Source organism: Sinorhizobium kostiense (assembly GCF_017874595.1).
Taxonomy (GTDB): domain Bacteria; phylum Pseudomonadota; class Alphaproteobacteria; order Rhizobiales; family Rhizobiaceae; genus Sinorhizobium; species Sinorhizobium kostiense.
The window spans coordinates 175,935-192,890 of sequence record NZ_JAGILA010000011.1 but is presented as its reverse complement, the minus strand read 5'-3'; the positions used below and the strand labels follow the sequence as shown (position 1 = coordinate 192,890).

Below are 16,956 nucleotides of genomic sequence, written 5' to 3'. Positions count from 1 at the left end.
CGGTTTACAGGAAATGGCGCGGCCAACCGGCTCGAAGGCCGGAACGGAAACGATACTCTCGCCGGTGGCTCCGGCAACGATACGTTGCTCGGCGGCGTCGGCAATGACAGGCTCGATGGCGGCGCCGGCGTGGACACCGCCGGCTATTGGGATGCGACCAGCGGCGTGAGGGTCAATCTCGGTCTCACGACGGCGCAGAGCGTCGGCGGCGGGCGCGGCTCCGACACGCTCGTTTTCATCGAGAACGTCATCGGATCGAATTATGCCGACCGGCTTACGGGCAACGGCGCGGCCAACCGGCTCGACGGCCGGAGCGGAAACGACACACTCGTCGGTGGCTCCGGTAATGACACGCTGCTCGGCGGGTTCGGCAACGACACGCTCTACGGTGGCGGAGGCAATGATTGGCTCACTGGCGGCGCGGGCGCCGACGCCTTCGTGTTCAATACTGGGCTCAACGCCTCAACCAATGTCGATGTGATCCGCGATTTCTCGCATCCGTACGACGCGATTCGGCTCGAGAATGCCGTGTTCACGGCGCTGGCTGCCATCGGCACGCTGTCCTCAGCCTTCTTCCGGGCTGATTCAGCCGGAACCGCGCAGGATGCCGATGACCACGTTCTCTATGACACCAGCAATGGTTGGCTTCTTTACGATGCCGACGGCAGCGGCGCGGGCACGTCGATCCATTTCGCCACCCTGACCGGCGCCCCTGGCACTCTCGCCTTCGATGACTTTCTGGTTGTCTGAGCCCGTTGCACCCGAACACGCCAACAGGTGGGTGATGGCACGATCGCCACGCCTATTGGCAAGTGGGTGCAAAGGAGACCGCGCTTTTACAGTCTGCGCTCATGCACCTGAAGCGTCCCAGATGGATTCCTGCTCCGTAAAGGACACATGGGATAGCGGACGTTATCTCGCCCTCCTCGCTGCAATGTAGTCAGCGAAGGCCTTCACGAAACCGCGCAGCCGCTCCCGCGTATCGTCATCGGTGAGCGCCCCATCATCGTCGAAAAGCGTGCCCGCCTTGGGCAGCATGAAGCGCTTGCCCGCCCAGAGATCGGCGCCAAGCGTGCGCATGACAGGAAGCCAGGCATTCTGGCTTAGAATGGTGCCGAAATTTCCAGAAGAGGCGCCGGCAAGGGCGAAGGGGCGGGAACCGAACACCTTGCGGATGTCGGCGGGAGGGCGGCTCGCCCAATCGATGGCATTCTTGAACACGCCGGGGATCGAGTTGTTGTACTCCGGCGTGAAGAGGATTACCCCGTCCGCAGCGCCGATCTTTTGCTTCAACTCCTCGGCGGCGGCCGGCACGCCGCTCGCCGCTTCGACATCCCCGTCATAGAGCGGAATGGCATGCAGCGTCGCGGTCTCGAATGTGATTTCATCGGGCGCCACGGACTGAGCTGCTTTCAGCAGAGCGGTGTTGAAGGACGCCTTTCGCAAGCTGCCCGATATGCCAAGAATTTTCGTCACTGATTAGCTTTCTCCGCCTATCCGCCGGCAACGAAGTGCCGCCCCCGTTAACTAGAGAGGCGCATCCAAAAGGAAAGCCATGCCGGTTCTACCCCTCTTGCCGATGCAAACGTTCAGCCCGGCCGCCGCAAGTCCTTGAGATAGCTATTCTCGCTCTGCGAAATGGCGAAGGCTTTCGGGTCGATCTCTGCGAAAATCAGCGCTTCTTCCGCGGAATTGGCTTTCGCCAGGACCTGTCCATCGGGCGAGGCGATCCGTGATGAACCGGCAAAGGAGAACATCGCATCCGAGCCGCAATGGTTGACATAGGCGACGAACAGCTGGTTTTCGAACGCCCGCGTCTGGATCATGTGCTCGGTGATGAAGGTGCCCGACCAGCCGGCTGGCAGCGCCGTCGGTACCAGCACGACTTCTGCTCCGGCAAGCGCCAGCCGGCGGACGTTCTCCGGAAACTCGACGTCATAGCAGATCAGCAGGCCGCAGGTAACGCCCTTGTGCTCGAACAGTCGGGTGGAGGGTTGCACCGGCGTGAACAGCCCGCGTTCGTAATCGCCATAGAGATGCGACTTCCGATAGACCGTCGGTTCACGATCGCCGTCCACGAGGACGGCACTGTTGTAAACGGCGGTGCCGTCGAGTTCCGCAAAACCCGCGACAACCGCAATGCCGATGCCGCGGGAGATTCTCTGCAACTGCCGGACAATCGGCCCGTCCGCCGGCTGCGCAAGCTCGAGGATCATCTCGCCGGCGCCGTAGCCGGTAATTCCGAGCTCCGGCGTCACGAGCAGGGTCGCCCCCCTGCCGGCCGCCTCCGCGGCCGCCCCTTCAATGCGCGCCAGATTGGCGGCAATGTCGCCGCCGACGCTCCTCATCTGCAAGACCGCAAGCTTCATCATTTCTCATCCGAGGCCATGGCGCCGAGCAGCTTCGGCAGGTCGCCGAAACGGGCGACCAGACCGAATATCACTGCCGCCGTCGCGACGAACAGCACCGTCACCGAGGCCATCGTCGGCGTGTAGCCGTAGCGCAGCGCATTGAATATCTTGATCGGCAGCGTCTCCATCGTAAAGCCGACGGTCATGTAGGCAACGATGTATTCGTTGAGCGAAAGCACGAAGGCAAAGGCATAGCCTGAAACGATATAGGGCAGGATCAACGGTAGAACCACGGTGCGAAAGATGGCGCTTTCGTCCGCGCCCATCGTTGCTGCGGCCTCGACCAGCGAGCGATCGATCGAAGTGAAGCCGAGCGACAGCGTCACCAGCGGCAGGGTCACGAAGAAGATCGCATGGCTGACGACCGCCGTCCATGGCTGCCCGTAAAAGCCGGCGGTCGCCCAGAAGGTGAGCATGCCGAGCGCGGTGATCACCGGCGGCAGCGTAAAAGGGGCCACACCGAGCAGCTGGAAGATGTTTGCCCAAGGCGCCACCCGTCGCCACAGAAACCAGGCGAGCGGAAGCGCGATCGCAACTGCCAGCATGGCCGAAAGCAACGCCAGTGTTACGGATGCGGCAAGAGCGTTCCGCCACTCGGCATTCGAGAAAATCTCCCCGTACCAGGAAGCGGAAAAACCCTCCGGCGGAAAGGCAAGCGTCTGCTTCTGATTGACCGACACGCCAGCAACGACGATCAGCGGCAGCGCCAGAAATAGCGCGATCAGGAAGAAGTAGAGCCTGCGGAATACCGAGGTCATGCCGCTTCTCCTCTTCGTCCTGCAATGACAGTGAGCGCCACCAGCCCGAGGGTCACCAGAACCAGGAAAACGGCCATCGCCGCGGCAAAGGGCATGTTCGACTGGTAGATCGCTTGATCGGTGATCAGGACCGAGAGCGTCCAGTGCTGCGGCCGACCGAGAAGCTGCGGCAAGAGATAGGAGCCGAGCGCGAAGATGAAGACCATGATCAAGGTCGCCGTGATGGTGTTTCTCAGAGCCGGCACGACAACGGTGAAGAAAGCCTTGATCGGCGATGCGCCGAGCGTGCGCGCGGCCTCGGTGAGCGTCGGGTCGAGGCGCACAAGCGCAGGGAACAGCACCAGTACCGTATAGGGCAAGGCCTGGTAGACCATGCCGGTCAGCACCGCACCAAAGCTCGGCGTCAATGCCTTGGCCTCGCCCATGAAACCGAGCGCAACAAGGACATTGGTAATGCCGGCGGTACGCGAGAAGAGCGTCGACCAGGCAAAGCCGATGATGACCTCGGAAAGCGACAGTACCGAAAGCAGTGCCACGAGCCAGATGACCTGCACGCTGCGCGCCGTGCGCGTCAGGAGATAGGTGAACGGCAGTGCCAGCACGACGCAGCAGATGGCGACGGCGATCGCCAGCATCAAAGAGAAGCCGAGCACGCCGCCGAAGAAAGCGGAGAGGAAACGGCCGTAATTGTCGAAGACGAAGGCCGGCATATAGAAGCCGCCCTGCTGGCGCTGGAAGAAGCTGACGGCAATCATTGTGCCGAACGGAACGACGAAGAAGACGGTGAGCATCGCCGCCGGAAAAAGAAGCGGCGCATAGTCGCCGATGTTTTGAGGTGGTTCGCGTCTCATTTGCCGAGCACCACGCAGACGTCCGGGGTGAGCGCTACGCCGACAGGCTGCCCGACGGCGACTTCCGGACGAGCTCGCGGTGTGGAGACCGCAACGATCTGGCGGCCGGCCACGTCGACGAAGGTCTCGATCGTCCCACCGAGATCGCGCACGAAGGTCACCTTGCCGTTCAACGCACCGGCACCCGGGGCCGTCAGGTGCACATCTTCCGGACGGATCGAAATCGTTGCCCTTGCCGCACCCGGCGGCAAGGGCAGACCCGCGACCGGCTGGCCGAACACAGTCGCACGGCCCTGGCTGTCGGCTTCCGCCTCGATGAGGTTCGTCTGGCCGATGAAGTCAGCGACGAAACTGTCGGCCGGCCGACGGTAGATCTCGATCGGCGAGGCGGCCTGGCGGATTTCGCCGCCGTTCATCACGACGACGGTGTCGGCCATGGTCATTGCCTCGCGCTGGTCGTGGGTGACGACGATCGTGGTGATGCCGAGCTTCTGCTGCAGCTGCCGGAGTTCCACCTGCATCGCCTCCCGCAGCTTCGCATCGAGCGCCGACAACGGCTCGTCCAGCAGGAAGAGCTTTGGCGAGATCGCGAGCGCCCTGGCGATCGCGACGCGCTGGCGCTGGCCGCCGGAGAGCTTGGACACGGGCCTGTCGGCATAGCCGGCCAGATGAATCATCGACAGGAGTTCGTCGACGCGCTTCTTCTGCTCTTCCTTCGGCGCCTTGCGTATGCGGAGTGGGTAGGCGATGTTTTCGCCTACCGTCAAATGCGGAAACAGCGCCAGCGATTGGAACACCATGCCGAGATTGCGCTTATGCGTCGGCACCCGGGTGATGTCCTCCCCGTCGAGCCGGATGGCTCCGGAGGTCGGCAGATCGAGCCCTGCAATCATCCTGAGCAGCGTGGTCTTGCCGCAGCCGGACGGACCGAGCATGCAAACGAAAGTGCCGTGCGGCACGTCCAGGTTGACGTCATTGACAGCCCGGAAGACACCGAATTCCTTGACGACTTTCTGAAGGACAAGTCCCGACATATGTTCCCCGTTCCGCGAGGCAGCGAGTCCTTTCGGGCTCCTGCGGCTGTGTTGCTTCTGCTAGATCCGCTTACCCAAAACCGCGGGCGGTTTAAGGCCGCCGACTCCCGCTCCAGCAGTGGGAGCGGGACAGTGGGGCGAACCCGTACATCAGCCGACGATAAGCTCCGTCCACTTCTGGTTCAGCCAATCCGACTTTGTCTGGTAGAGATCATAGCGCGGAATGATGGGTTCGATATCCGACGACACGGCCGCGAATTCCTTATCCGTCAGGTCAGTCGACTCACGTTTGACCGTGGGCGCGGTGCCGACCTTGCGCGACAGCGTCGCCTGGATCGCGGGCTGGCACATGTAATCGATGAAGATATGCGCCTCCTCCACCTTCTGCGAGGCGCGCGACAGCGCCCAGCAACCGGAATCCTGGATGCCGCCTTCCTTGGGGAAGGTGGAGCGGACCGGATGGCCATCGGCCGCCGCAAGCCCGGTGACGTCGTGGTAGTATTGGCCCATCGGGATTTCGCCCGACTTTAGAGCCTGCTCGAACTGGGCCTCGTCACGGTACCAGAGTCTGACGTTCGGCTTCACCTCGGCAAGCTTCTCGAACGCCTTCAGGACGCCCTCTTCGCTGTCGAGCGCATTGGTGCCACCCATGAAGGTCTTGGCGGTGACTTCGAGCAGGAAGGAGTTGGAAACCAGCGCCAGGAGGCCGAGCTTGTCGGCATTCGCCGGATCCCACAGGGCAGCCCATGAGGTCGGCGGCTCCTTGTAGACGTTGGTGTTGGTGACGAGCGTGATGTACCAGGAAACCGCCCCGACGCCGGCAACCCGGCCATCCGGATACTTGTTGATGAAACGGTCGAGCAGATTCGATGCATCCTTGATCTTCGTCATGTCGATCGGGGTCCAGAGCTCGGTCGCCTGGCCCTTCAGCATCGCCACCTGCGACATCATCGAAACGTCGGCCGGCGCCTGGCCGGCGCGGGCAGCCTGCTCGAGCTGAACCAGCCAGGCCTCGCCCGTCGGCTCGGCCACCGACTCGACCGCGATTCCCGTGGCCTTGGTGAATTCAGGGAAGATGTTCTTGTCGAACGAGTCCTTGAAGTAGCCGCCATAGACGCCGACCTTCAGCGACCGATCCTGCGCTCTCAGCACCGCCGGCATCGCCAGCGCCGCTGCACCGGCAAGCCCCGCCCCCAGCAGCGTGCGGCGCCTGATGGAATTGATGTTCATCGCTTGTCTCCTTCGTTTTTTACGGCACTCGCCGCGTTCCCTGTTGTCGTTGTTTTTCTTTGTCTCTTCGGGCTCCGGTCACCCCGACTGTAAATGTCGACATCATACCCTTCGGATACGGTTGACGCGACCTCCGTTACCGGCCGCGCCGTCTCATTCAGGGCGTGCCTGTGACCGCCGGACTGAAGACCATCAGGCTTAGGATTTCGAATAGAACCTGAGCGCCGGCGTGGGCCGTATTGGTCGTCGCGTCATATTGCGGCGCCACCTCCACCACGTCGCCGCCGACTAGGTTGATGCCCTTCAAGCCACGGATCAGTTCGAGCACCTCGCGGCTCGTGAGACCGCCGACCTCGGGCGTGCCTGTTCCGGGCGCAAAGGCCGGGTCGAGGCTGTCGATGTCGAAAGATAGATAGGTCGGGCCAGTACCGACGATCTCCCTCGCCTTCTTTATGATTGCCGGAATGCCAAGCCCGCTCATCTCCTCCGCATGGATCACCGTCATGCCGGACTCATAGGAGAATTCCCAGAGATACTCCGCCGAGCCGCGGATGCCGATCTGGATCACACGCGTCGGATCGAGCACGCCATCGAGTACCGCATTGCGGAAGGGGCCGCCGTGGTGAAACTTGGTGAGATCATAGGCCCCGCCGGTGTCGCAATGCGCGTCGATGTGGATCATGCCGACCGGCTGTTTCTTGCCGACCGCTTTCAGGATCGGATGGGTAATGGAGTGGTCCCCGCCGACCGAGAGCGGCACGACGCCCGCATCGACGATCTGGTTGAGCCGCTTTTCAATGTCGTCGTGGCTGAGTTCAAGTCGATAGCGACTGCGGAACGGCACGTCGCCGATATCGGCCACCCTGAGGTCGTGAACCGGCGCACAGCCGAGCACATGGTTATAGGGACCGATGCGCTCGATCGCGCGCAGCGCCCGCGGTCCGAAGCGCGAGCCCGGGCGGTTGGTGACGCCGAGATCCATGGGAATGCCGATTACGGCGACCTGAAGATTGCCGAAATCGGGTTTATCTGCATCGACCGGCATGTACGGTGCGCTGAGGAAGGTCGGGATACCGGAATAAGGCGCAAGCCGTGTGCCCCCCTTGGTGAAGATCTTGTCCGCGACCCTGCGGAAAACCGGATCGAACAGCTCGCCGCCATGGCTTTCGCCGTATTTCGCCTTCAGTTCGCCGAGCTTCTTTTCGTCCCAGACCATGCGAGGAGCGTCTCCACATTTTCAGCCAAGGGCATTGGCGGAGCACGGCGCGCAATCGCATTTCCGCGGATTCGCCGTTCGCGTCCGGCAGTCATGTTCCCCAGGCTTTTGCCTTCGTTGCCGTCTATTACGTGACAATTCGTCTGGAAAATCAATTGACATTGTTATAGTGTTTCGTGTGAGAAAAACTCACATAACATATCGACCTTCGAAACCCCATTGTCGAGCCGCCTGCCGCCGTTGAATCCTTTGCGCGCCTTCGAGGCGACGGCCCGCCGCGGCTCGGTTTCCGCCGCCGCGCGCGAGCTCAACGTTACCCACGGCGCGATCAGCCATCAGATCCGCGCGCTCGAGCTCTCTTTCAACACCCCTCTCTTCGAGCGCGGCGGCAAGCGGTTGAGACTGACGCCTCAGGGCGCGCTCCTCTTGCCTGCCGTGACGCATGCCTTCGCCGAGATCGCGGCCGCCACTGCGGCGATGACGCGTCCCGCGACGAGCGGCGAGCTCAGGATCACCTGCGTTCCGGCGCTTCTCTCCCTCTGGATGATCCCGCGTCTGCATCGCTTCACCGAGCAGTTTCCCGACGTCGAACTGACGCTGATCGCTTCGAACGACGCGGCAAACCTCCACTCCCGCGACGTCGATCTCTGCCTGCTCTATGGCGATGGCAATTGGGGGGATTGCTGGGCGAGGCTCTGGAGCAGGCTGGAGCTTTTCCCCGTCGCAAGCCCGACGCTCCTCAACTTGCGCCCGCTCCGCTCGATACGCGATCTTCGCGACCATGTAATGCTGCATGGCGACGATGGCCGCGAATGGAACACATGGCTCGCCGCCGCCGACGCGGCCGACCTTCAGCGCGGCCGGCAGCATTTCATGAGCGACGCACGGCTTTCGACGGAGGGCGCTCTGCACAGCCAGGGCGTCGCGCTCGGCGATACGATCACCGCCGGCAGCCTGATCGCGCGCGGCGAACTGATCGCGCCCTTCGATTTGACGGTACCCGCCAACGATGCCTTCTTCGTCGCCTGTCGCAACGAGGTTCGGGCCGCCCCGATCGTGCGGGTCTTCATCGATTGGCTGTTCGCCGCACTTGAAAGCGACCCCATGCCGGAACTACAGGTGTCCGCCCGCACGATCCTCCGCTCCCGCGTGTCGAAACCCGAGGACTCCGGTGACGAATCCGGGGCAGCCTTGTCCATTTCATCGCCGCGTAACCGCCGCAAGATCAAATCATAGGGCGGCGGCGCGCCCCACCTCTTCAGTAAACGGGAAACATTTCCATGCCCCACTACAATCCGCTCGTCGAAGGGCTCTCGCCGCCACCGGTCCCGTCCGTCCTCGCCTGGGCGAAGGCCTATGACGGGGCAAGAGGTCCCTTGATCGATCTCTCCCAGGCAGTACCCGGCTATCCCGCTCATCCGGATATGCTGAAATGGCTGGGCGACGCCGCCGCCTCGCCGGCCTATGCCGGCTATGGCGCAATCGAGGGCGAAGCGGAACTGCGCCAAGCCTATGCCGAGCATGTCGCTGCGCTTTATGGGGCCGCCGTTACCGCCGAAAACATCCACATTACCTCCGGCTGCAATCAGGCCTTCACCGCGGCAGCGGTGGCGATTGCCGGCGCCGGCGATACGGTCCTGATGACCAACCCCTATTATTTCAATCAGGAGACGACGCTGGCGATGCTCGGGATCAATGTCGAGCTCGCACCCTGCGATGCCGGCGCCGGGTTCCTGCCGGAAATCGAGACGATCGCTTCGGCGCTCCGTCCGGGCGTCCGCGCGCTGGCACTCGTATCACCGAACAACCCGACGGGTGCCGTCTACCCGCCGGATCTCATTCAGCGCATCTACGAGCTCTGCCGCAGGAACGACAGTTGGCTGATCCTCGACGAGACCTATCGCGATTTCCTGCCTGAGGCCCACGTGGCACCGCACCGCCTCCTCCAGGCCAAGGAATGGCAGGAGGGCTTCGTCGGCCTCTACAGCTTCTCCAAATCCTTCTGCATTCCCGGCCATCGCCTTGGCGCAATCACGGGCGGGTCCAAGCTGGTCGCGCAGGTCGCCAAGGTCATGGACAACCTGCAGATCTGTGCTCCGCGCGCGCCCCAGGCCGCCGTCGCCAAGGCCCTTCCGGCGCTCGCCGACTGGCGGCTTGCCAACCGCACCGAGATTGCCGCGCGCGCAAGTGCGCTTCGAGACGTCTTCAGTCGGCTGCCGCAATGGAAGCTGAAGGCGATCGGCGCCTATTTCGCCTATATCCGTCACCCCTTCCCCGACATCGACTCGCAATTCGTGGCCGAGAAGCTGGCGAAGCTTGCCGGCATCGTTTGTCTGCCGGGCGACTATTTTGGCGAAGGTCAGGAAAGCTATCTGCGCTTTGCCTTCGCCAATGCCGATGTGGCGACGATCCGGATGCTCGAAGCCAGGCTCGCCGGCTTTACGCTACCGGGAATCTGATTCAGCCGCGGCGGGCAATCAGGATGCCGATCAGCACGATTGCGCCGCCGACCGCCTGTATGAAGCCGACCGGTTCGCCGAGCAGCCCCCAAGCGAGGGCTGCGGCGACGACTGGCTGCAAAAGCAGCGTCAGCGAGGAGAAAGCCGGCGGCAGATATGCGAGCGCATAGGTGATCGCCACCTGCCCGCCCGCATGGCTGACGAAGGCAAGGCCAATGAGCATGGCCCAGCCGAAGGCGCTCGGTGCGAACAGCGCCGCTTCTGTCATCAGGGTCATGGGCAAGATGCAGACCGCCGCCGAGGCAGTGCTCCAGATCATGATGCGGTTGGTGCCGAAGCGACTTCTCAACCGACCGATGGCGAGGATGTAGCCGGCATAGAACATCGCGGCGACAATTGCGATGGCATCGCCGGTGAGTTCACCGCCGTGAAAAGAATTCGGCCCGCCCTTCAACACCACGACGCCGGCGACCGCAGTCCCGAGGCCAACCACGAAAAGACCGCTGACCGGCGCGCGGAACAGAGCCCAGCTGGCGAGCGTCACGAAAACCGGCGCCAGATTGGCGAGCAATGTCGCGTTGGCGACGGAGGTCATTGCGAGGGAGAGGTGCCATGCCCCAAGATCGACGGCGAGGAAGATCCCTGGCAGGACAAGGAGGGCGTAGTCCGACAATCGCTCGGGGCGTCTGTCGTCGACCGCACCGTTGCGCAAGCGCGACCAGACGACCAGCGGGATCAGGGCCAGTGCCACCCGCCAGAAGGCGGTCGCCATCGGCCCCACCTCGGAAAGCCGCACGAAGATCGGTGAGCCACCGATGGCGACACCGCCTACGAGCAGCGCGGCCATGGCGAGGGAATTCTGGGACGGCGCGGAATTGACGGCTTGAGTCACGGCGAAGCCCATAGCTGAAGGAGAAGCGCCGCGGATTTGTGGCGCGGCAATCCAGCTATCAGATGCGCAGAGTGAACGACAGTCGGATTTCGCCTGCACATGGGGAAAAGGCCGGCATACGGAACAGGGGCTATAAGGGCGAAGAGCGGTACTTGGTCGGCGAAGAAGTCGGATGCTGGTCCATAGCCGTTGCGCTCAGATGGCCCCGATGACGAGGGCGCTGACGAAAGCGAAGGCAGCGAGGATCGCGAGCGAGTGGGGAACGAGCGCCGCCGATGGACGCCGGATCGGTCCGGCCGCATGGAGCGAGATGCGGGATTGGATTATCGCCTTCGACGCGCTCATTTCTCGTCCCCGCTGGTTCAGCCTGCTAAACGGTAGCTGAGTTCTCCGACATTATCGATAATCTTTGTAGATATTATTTTCCACGGAACGCACGAGGCTTAAAAAATCCGTTTAGGACACCACTGGCGGGAACCGACGGCAGCGCGCCTGCCGCCGGGGTGGGCCGCCGCCACGACGGCGAAGCTACCAGCCAACCGCATCCTTGAAGGAATACCACCAGGAGCCGATCGTCGAATATTGCGCGCGGAACCTCCGCCCGCCGGGGAAAGGATACCAGGGCAGCTTCGCGAATACGTCGAAGCGCGAGGCGTCGCCGTCGATCGCCTCGGCGAGGATGCGGCCGAAGAGGTGCGAACCGGTGACGCCGTGGCCGCTATAGCCATGGGCGAAGTAGGTGCTGGTGCTGATCCGCCCCATCTGCGGCACGCGGGTGAAGGAAAGCGCGAAGTTTCCGCTCCAGGCATAGTCGATCTTCACGCCCTTCAGGCGCGGGAAGACCCTTTCGAGATTGGGCCTGAGCTTCGCCACCACGTCCGCCGGATCGGTGCCGCCATAGACCGTGCCGCCGCCGAAGATCATCCGCCTGTCGGCGGAAAGCCGGAAATAGTCGAGGATGTAGCGAACGTCCTCGACGCACATGTCACTCGGGATCATCGCATGCGCCAGTTCCACCCCGAGCGGTTCGGTGGTGATCATCTGCGTCGAGACCGGCATGACGCGCGCGACGAGTTCCGGCACTGCATCGCCGAGATAGGCATTGCCGCAAAGCACGACGATGCGAGCGGAGACCTCCCCTTTGTCGGTGCGGACGCTCGGCCGTGCCACCGCATGGTCGACGCGTATCACCGGCGACATCTCGTAAATGACGCCGCCGAGGCTCTCGAAGGCACGCGCCTCGCCCAGCACCAAATTGAGCGGATGCATATGGCCGCCGGTCGTGTCCAGCATGCCGCCGCAATAGGCCTCGGAATTGACCAGCTTGCGCAGCGCCTCGCGGTCGAGAAGCTGATGGTCGTCCATGCCGTATTTGCGCCAGAGCGCCTGCTTTGCTTCGAGGTCCTTCATGTGCGCCGCGGTATAGGCGGCATAGATATTCCCGGACTTCAGATCGCAGTCGATCCGATACTCACTGACGAGCCGGCGGATGATGCGACCGCCCTCCTGCACCTGCCCGCCAACGAAGCGGGCGGCATCCTCGCCATAGCGACGCTGAATAGTGGAGAGACTGGCATTAAGACCGTTGACGATCTGGCCGCCATTGCGCCCAGAGGCGCCCCACCCGACCTGCGCGCCCTCGACCACCACGACCTTGTAGCCCTTCTCCGCGAGATGAATGGCCGTCGACAGTCCGGTATAGCCGGCGCCAACGACGCAGATGTCCGTTTCCACCCGCCCCTCAAGCCTCACCGGCTCGCGGATGATGTTTCGGGAGGCGGCGTAGTAGCTCGTCGGATAGGCGCCGTCGCCGGCATAGGATTTTGATGCCATCACACGATTTCCAGATAGGCGCTGAACTCGTAGTCCGTGACCTGTTCGGCAAAGCCGGCGATCTCCTGGCGCTTGCAGGCGATCAGCATGGAGCGAAGCACGGGGTCGAAGATCTCGGCGGCAATCGTCCCTGCCTCGAAGGCATCGACCGCCTGCCCCCAATCGGCTGGAATTTTGGGCAATTTTTCCGTGGAATAAGCCCGCCCGGCGACGGGCGCCGGCGGCTTCCATTTGTTGCGGATGCCGACGAGCGCGGCACCGAGGATTGCCGCGACGACGAGATAGGGGTTGGCGTCGGCACCGGCGACCCGGTGTTCGATGCGGCGCGCGGCCGGATTGCCGCCGGGTATGCGGATCGCCGAGGTGCGGTTCTCGTAACCCCAGGAAACCGACGTCGGCGCGTGAGTGTCGGGGCGCAGGCGCCGGTAGGAGTTGAAGTGCGGGGCAAAAAGCAGCGTCGTCTCCGCCATGCCGCGCAGAAGACCCGCCACCGCATACTTCAACGTTGACGACCCCTCATCGCTGCCATCGTCGAAGACATTGTTGCCTTCTTCGTCGAGTAGGCTGAAGTGGATATGCATGCCATTGCCGGAGCGCGTGCCATAGGGTTTGGCCATGAAGGTGGCCGCGAGCCCATGTTTGCGGGCGACGCCCTTGACGATGCGCTTGAAGAAGATCGCGTCGTCCGCCGCCTTCAGCGGATCGTCGGTATGCAGCAGGTTGATCTCGAACTGGCCGATGCCGTTCTCCGCGATCGCCGCATCGGCCGGAACGTTCTGGCGGGCGCATTCCTTGTAGACGTCGGAGAAGAATTCCCCGAAATCGTCGAGCTCGTCGATCGACAGGATCGCGTCGGAGTCGAGCCGCTTGCCGGTATAGGGTGAGATCGGCGGCACGGCACTGTCCGGCTCCGGATCGATGAGATAAAACTCGAGCTCCGTCGCGACGACCGGCCGGAGCCCCAGTTCGCGATATTCCCGAATGATGGCCGCAAGCGCCTGCCGCGGATCGGCGAGAAAGGGCTTGCCCTCTTCGACAAAGAGCCAGAGCGGCACCAGCGCGCTCGGCCGGGAAGTCCAGTTGACCGGCAGGGCTCCGCGCCCGGTGACGCCGCAAAGCCCGTCGCGGTCGCCGGTCGCGAAAACCTGCTCGCTGCCGATGATGTCCTCGCCCCAGACGTCGACGCCGACGATCGACAGCGGCATGCGAATGCCGCCTCCGAGTACCTTCGAAGCCTGTTCCACCGGAACCCGCTTGCCGCGCATGATACCGTTCAGGTCGCAGATAACCGCCTGGATGCTCTCGATCGGTCCGTTCTGCTCCAGCCAAGCCTCGAACACGCTCGGTTCTGTATCGAAAGACATATCGCAAATCTTCTTTTGTGATCACATTTTCCGGAAATTGACATAATTCCAAATCTGGAGTCAAGCTCGACCCATGATGCAACTGCACCACGACCGGTCTAAGACATTGAAGACGCCTGTCTTGCCAGCCTTTCCGCGGCCGGAAGGCATGACCACACACGACTATGCCTTTACGCGGCTCAGACAGGCCATCATGGTCGGCGCCTTTCGGCCGGGAACCTCAATCACCATACGTGGGCTAGCCGATGCGCTGGAGAGCAGCCCGACGCCAGTGCGCGAGGCGCTGAGGCAGTTGACGTCGATCGGCGCGCTGCAATTTCTCGAAAACCGGCGGATCGTCGTGCCGCGTATCACTCCCGCCCGCTTCGAGGAACTGATCTCTCTGCGGATCGCCCTCGAGAGCCATGCAGCGAGGCGGGCGATCGCCCATCTTTCCGATCGCCAGATCGATCGCATCGTCGCGCTCGATGATGCGATCGAGATGGCGATTACGGTCGGCGACAAGGCCGGGGCGCTGATCGCCAACCAGGAGTTCCACCGGCGGATCTACACGGCCAATCCCGACCAGGTCGCCATGCCGCTGATCGAGAGTGTCTGGCTGCAGCTCGGGCCGATCCTCGGCATCGCCATGGAACACGTCACCGAGCTTTACGTGGTCGACCGGCACCGGGAAGCGATCGACGCCTTGCGGCGGCGCGACGAGGACGCCGTGGCCGAAGCGATCGCCGCCGATATCCGCGAGGGCATCGGCGGCTTCGACCATGCGGCGATCAGCAAGCTACTGGCGCTCGCCGGCTAGTGTCTCGCCTGAAAGCCGGGACCGACTGGCATCTTGTGCATCGTCTTTTGTGCGTCCTCCCCGGTAACGCAGTTGCGATAGTTCCTCCCCCCGTCGATGGGGCAACGGCCGAGGATATCCTGCTCCGGCCAATCCGCAATTTCCCGCCCTTGACCACCTCTCCTCACATCGGCATACTGCTAAGATGTCAGACCAATTTTAGCCGGAACGTCATGACCAAAGCGACGCTCTTGCCCTTGCCAACGATCGACCGTGTGCAGCAGGTCATCGATGCGCTTGCCGACTACATCGAGCGCTCCGGCCTGAAACCCGGCGACCGATTGCCGGCGGAGCGGGAACTGATGGCGGCGCTAATGGTGGGCCGGTCGACGGTCCGCGAGGTCCTCAGCCATTTCCAGGCGCTCGGCGTTGTCGAGTCGCGCAAGGGAAGCGGCACCTACCTGCTGCGCGCCATAACCGGCGCCACCATCCACATGCCGCTCACTCTCGACACCCAGCATCTGCGCGACGCCCTCTTGCAAACGCTCGAAGTTCGACGCGGCATCGAGGTCGAGGCGGGCATCCTGGCCGCGCGCCGCCGGACCGACAGCGACCTCGTCAATATCCAGGCGAAGCTTGATGAGATGGAGCGGGTCCACCTCGCCAAGGGCACATCGGGCCCGGAGGATCTCGCGTTCCATCTCGCCATATACGACGCCACCCACAACCCGCTCTTCCGCCAACTGCTTGAGCAGATGCGCGAAGCCTTCGAGCGATTTTGGGAGAAACCCTTCAACCGGCCGGACTTCGCCCGGCGATCCTTCCCCTACCACCGCACGCTCTTCAATGCGATCGCGGCGCAGGACCCTGACGCCGCCCGGCAAGAGACGCTGAATATCCTCGCGATCGTCGAGGAAGACATCATGGAGATGTCCAAATGAATGACGGCCTCGACCCGTTCGACCGAGCCTCGCTGATTGCAGCACATGATGAGGTAAATGCCTTCGATGCGGTCGTGCCGCCAATCGTCCAGACCTCGCTCTTCACCTTCAAGGACTATGACGAGATGATCGCCGCCTACCGGGGGGAGCGCGTGCGGCCGATCTATACCCGTGGGCTCAATCCGACGGTCCGGATGTTCGAGGAGATGCTGGCGCGGCTAGAAGGTGCGGAGGATGCGATCGGCTTTGCAAGCGGCATGTCGGCGATTTCCTCTACCGTGCTCTCCTTCGTCGAACCGGGCGACCGCATCGTCGCGGTCAAGCATGTCTATCCCGACGCCTTCCGCCTGTTCGGCACGCATCTGAAACGCATGCGCATCGATATCACCTATGTGGACGGCCGCGACGGTGAGGCCGTCGAGAAAGCACTGCCCGGCGCCAAGCTCTTCTACATGGAAAGCCCGACAAGCTGGGTGATGGACACCCATGACGTCGGCGCTTTGACCGCTCTCGCGAAGGCCGAAGGCATCCTCACCATCATCGACAACAGCTGGGCAAGCCCGGTATTTCAGCAGCCGATCGCGCTCGGCGTCGATCTCGTCATCCATTCGGCGTCGAAATATCTGGGCGGCCACAGCGACGTCGTCGCCGGTGTCGTCGCCGGCTCGAAGGAACTGATCGGCCGCATCCGTTCGGAAGCCTACCCCTATCTCGGCGGCAAACTTTCGCCCTTCGACGCCTGGCTGCTTATCCGTGGCCTGCGCACGCTACCGATCAGGATGAAGGCGCATGAGCGCTCGGCGCTTGCCATTGCCCGGCGCCTGCAGGAGCACCCCCTGGTGGAGATCGTCTGCCATCCGGGCCTCGGCAACCATTTGCCGCCGGGACTTTCGGGCACCTCTGGACTTTTCTCCTTCATCTTCTGCGAAGACGTCGACGTGCGGCGCTTCGCCGATCACCTGCAGATCTTCAAGCTCGGAGTGTCCTGGGGCGGCCACGAAAGCCTCGTCGTGCCGGGTGAAATCGTTCTGGCGCAGAAAGCTGAGCCCAATTCCGCGGTCGCCTTCGGCATCTCTCCGCGGTCGGTACGGCTCCATGTCGGCCTGGAGGGAACGGAGGCCCTCTGGAGCGATCTCGAAGCGGCGATCGGTGCCGCTTCACAGAAAGGCTGACAAGAGCGGAGCGAGGA

17 protein-coding genes are annotated in these 16,956 nt (G+C 63.0%); 6 read left to right on the top strand and 11 right to left on the bottom strand.

Annotated features, from left to right (window positions below; translation table 11 throughout):
• Positions 1-750 (top strand): calcium-binding protein (locus tag J2Z31_RS28095; protein WP_209606898.1); only part of this gene is annotated, 750 nt, incomplete at its 5' end.
• Between the two features lie 162 nt (positions 751-912).
• Here the strand turns inward: J2Z31_RS28095 and J2Z31_RS28090 are convergent.
• The 7 genes from J2Z31_RS28090 to speB form a co-directional block, all read right to left on the bottom strand.
• Entirely contained in the window at positions 913-1,476 is a 564-nt protein-coding gene (locus tag J2Z31_RS28090; protein WP_209606896.1) for an NADPH-dependent FMN reductase, read from the bottom strand.
• A gap of 113 nt (positions 1,477-1,589) precedes the next feature.
• A complete protein-coding gene (locus tag J2Z31_RS28085; protein ID WP_209606894.1) occupies positions 1,590-2,372 on the bottom strand; it encodes a carbon-nitrogen hydrolase family protein in 783 nt (260 codons plus the stop codon).
• Positions 2,369-3,169, bottom strand: coding sequence for an ABC transporter permease (locus tag J2Z31_RS28080; protein ID WP_209606892.1), 801 nt, complete (start codon positions 3,167-3,169; stop codon positions 2,369-2,371). The genes J2Z31_RS28085 and J2Z31_RS28080 overlap by 4 nt, the downstream gene beginning before the upstream one ends.
• The gene (locus J2Z31_RS28075; protein ID WP_209606890.1) at positions 3,166-4,020 is read right to left on the bottom strand and encodes an ABC transporter permease; all 855 of its coding nucleotides are present in this window, start codon (positions 4,018-4,020) and stop codon (positions 3,166-3,168) included. The genes J2Z31_RS28080 and J2Z31_RS28075 overlap by 4 nt, the downstream gene beginning before the upstream one ends.
• A complete protein-coding gene (locus J2Z31_RS28070) occupies positions 4,017-5,054 on the bottom strand; it encodes an ABC transporter ATP-binding protein (protein ID WP_209606889.1) in 1,038 nt (345 codons plus the stop codon). Before J2Z31_RS28070 ends, J2Z31_RS28075 begins: the two co-directional genes overlap by 4 nt.
• Before the next feature lie 150 nt (positions 5,055-5,204).
• Complete coding sequence (locus J2Z31_RS28065) at positions 5,205-6,284, bottom strand: ABC transporter substrate-binding protein (protein ID WP_209606887.1); 1,080 nt, start codon at positions 6,282-6,284, stop codon at positions 5,205-5,207.
• Positions 6,285-6,441: 157 nt separating this feature from the next.
• A complete protein-coding gene (speB, locus tag J2Z31_RS28060) occupies positions 6,442-7,500 on the bottom strand; it encodes an agmatinase (RefSeq protein ID WP_209606885.1) in 1,059 nt (352 codons plus the stop codon).
• A 219-nt stretch (positions 7,501-7,719) separates the two neighbouring features.
• On the opposite strand from speB, the gene J2Z31_RS28055 reads away from it, so the two are divergent.
• On the top strand, positions 7,720-8,736 hold the full coding sequence (locus J2Z31_RS28055) for a LysR substrate-binding domain-containing protein (protein WP_209606883.1): 1,017 nt from the start codon (positions 7,720-7,722) through the stop codon (positions 8,734-8,736).
• Between the two features lie 44 nt (positions 8,737-8,780).
• Positions 8,781-9,959: an aminotransferase gene (locus tag J2Z31_RS28050; protein WP_209606881.1), complete on the top strand. Its 1,179-nt coding sequence runs from the start codon at positions 8,781-8,783 to the stop codon at positions 9,957-9,959.
• Between the two features lies 1 nt (position 9,960).
• On the opposite strand, the gene J2Z31_RS28045 is transcribed toward J2Z31_RS28050, so the two are convergent.
• The 4 genes from J2Z31_RS28045 to J2Z31_RS28030 all read right to left on the bottom strand — a co-directional run bounded on the left by J2Z31_RS28045 (position 9,961) and on the right by J2Z31_RS28030 (position 14,048).
• A complete protein-coding gene (locus J2Z31_RS28045; protein WP_408022070.1) occupies positions 9,961-10,863 on the bottom strand; it encodes a DMT family transporter in 903 nt (300 codons plus the stop codon).
• Positions 10,864-11,046: 183 nt separating this feature from the next.
• Positions 11,047-11,196, bottom strand: coding sequence for a hypothetical protein (locus J2Z31_RS28040; protein WP_209606878.1), 150 nt, complete (start codon positions 11,194-11,196; stop codon positions 11,047-11,049).
• Positions 11,197-11,379: 183 nt separating this feature from the next.
• Positions 11,380-12,687 carry an NAD(P)/FAD-dependent oxidoreductase gene (locus J2Z31_RS28035; protein WP_209606876.1) on the bottom strand — a complete coding sequence of 436 codons (1,308 nt, stop codon included), beginning with the start codon at positions 12,685-12,687 and terminating at the stop codon, positions 11,380-11,382.
• A complete protein-coding gene (locus J2Z31_RS28030) occupies positions 12,684-14,048 on the bottom strand; it encodes a glutamine synthetase family protein (RefSeq protein ID WP_209606874.1) in 1,365 nt (454 codons plus the stop codon). Before J2Z31_RS28030 ends, J2Z31_RS28035 begins: the two co-directional genes overlap by 4 nt.
• 106 nt (positions 14,049-14,154) lie before the next feature.
• Between J2Z31_RS28030 and J2Z31_RS28025 the strand changes: the two genes are divergently transcribed.
• The 3 genes from J2Z31_RS28025 (at position 14,155) to J2Z31_RS28015 (ending at position 16,939) form a co-directional block, all read left to right on the top strand.
• Positions 14,155-14,847 carry a GntR family transcriptional regulator gene (locus J2Z31_RS28025; RefSeq protein WP_209606923.1) on the top strand — a complete coding sequence of 231 codons (693 nt, stop codon included), beginning with the start codon at positions 14,155-14,157 and terminating at the stop codon, positions 14,845-14,847.
• A 212-nt stretch (positions 14,848-15,059) separates the two neighbouring features.
• Positions 15,060-15,767: a FadR/GntR family transcriptional regulator gene (locus tag J2Z31_RS28020; RefSeq protein WP_209606872.1), complete on the top strand. Its 708-nt coding sequence runs from the start codon at positions 15,060-15,062 to the stop codon at positions 15,765-15,767.
• Entirely contained in the window at positions 15,764-16,939 is a 1,176-nt protein-coding gene (locus J2Z31_RS28015; protein WP_209606870.1) for a PLP-dependent transferase, read from the top strand. The genes J2Z31_RS28020 and J2Z31_RS28015 overlap by 4 nt, the downstream gene beginning before the upstream one ends.
• Positions 16,940-16,956: the final 17 nt, after the last annotated feature.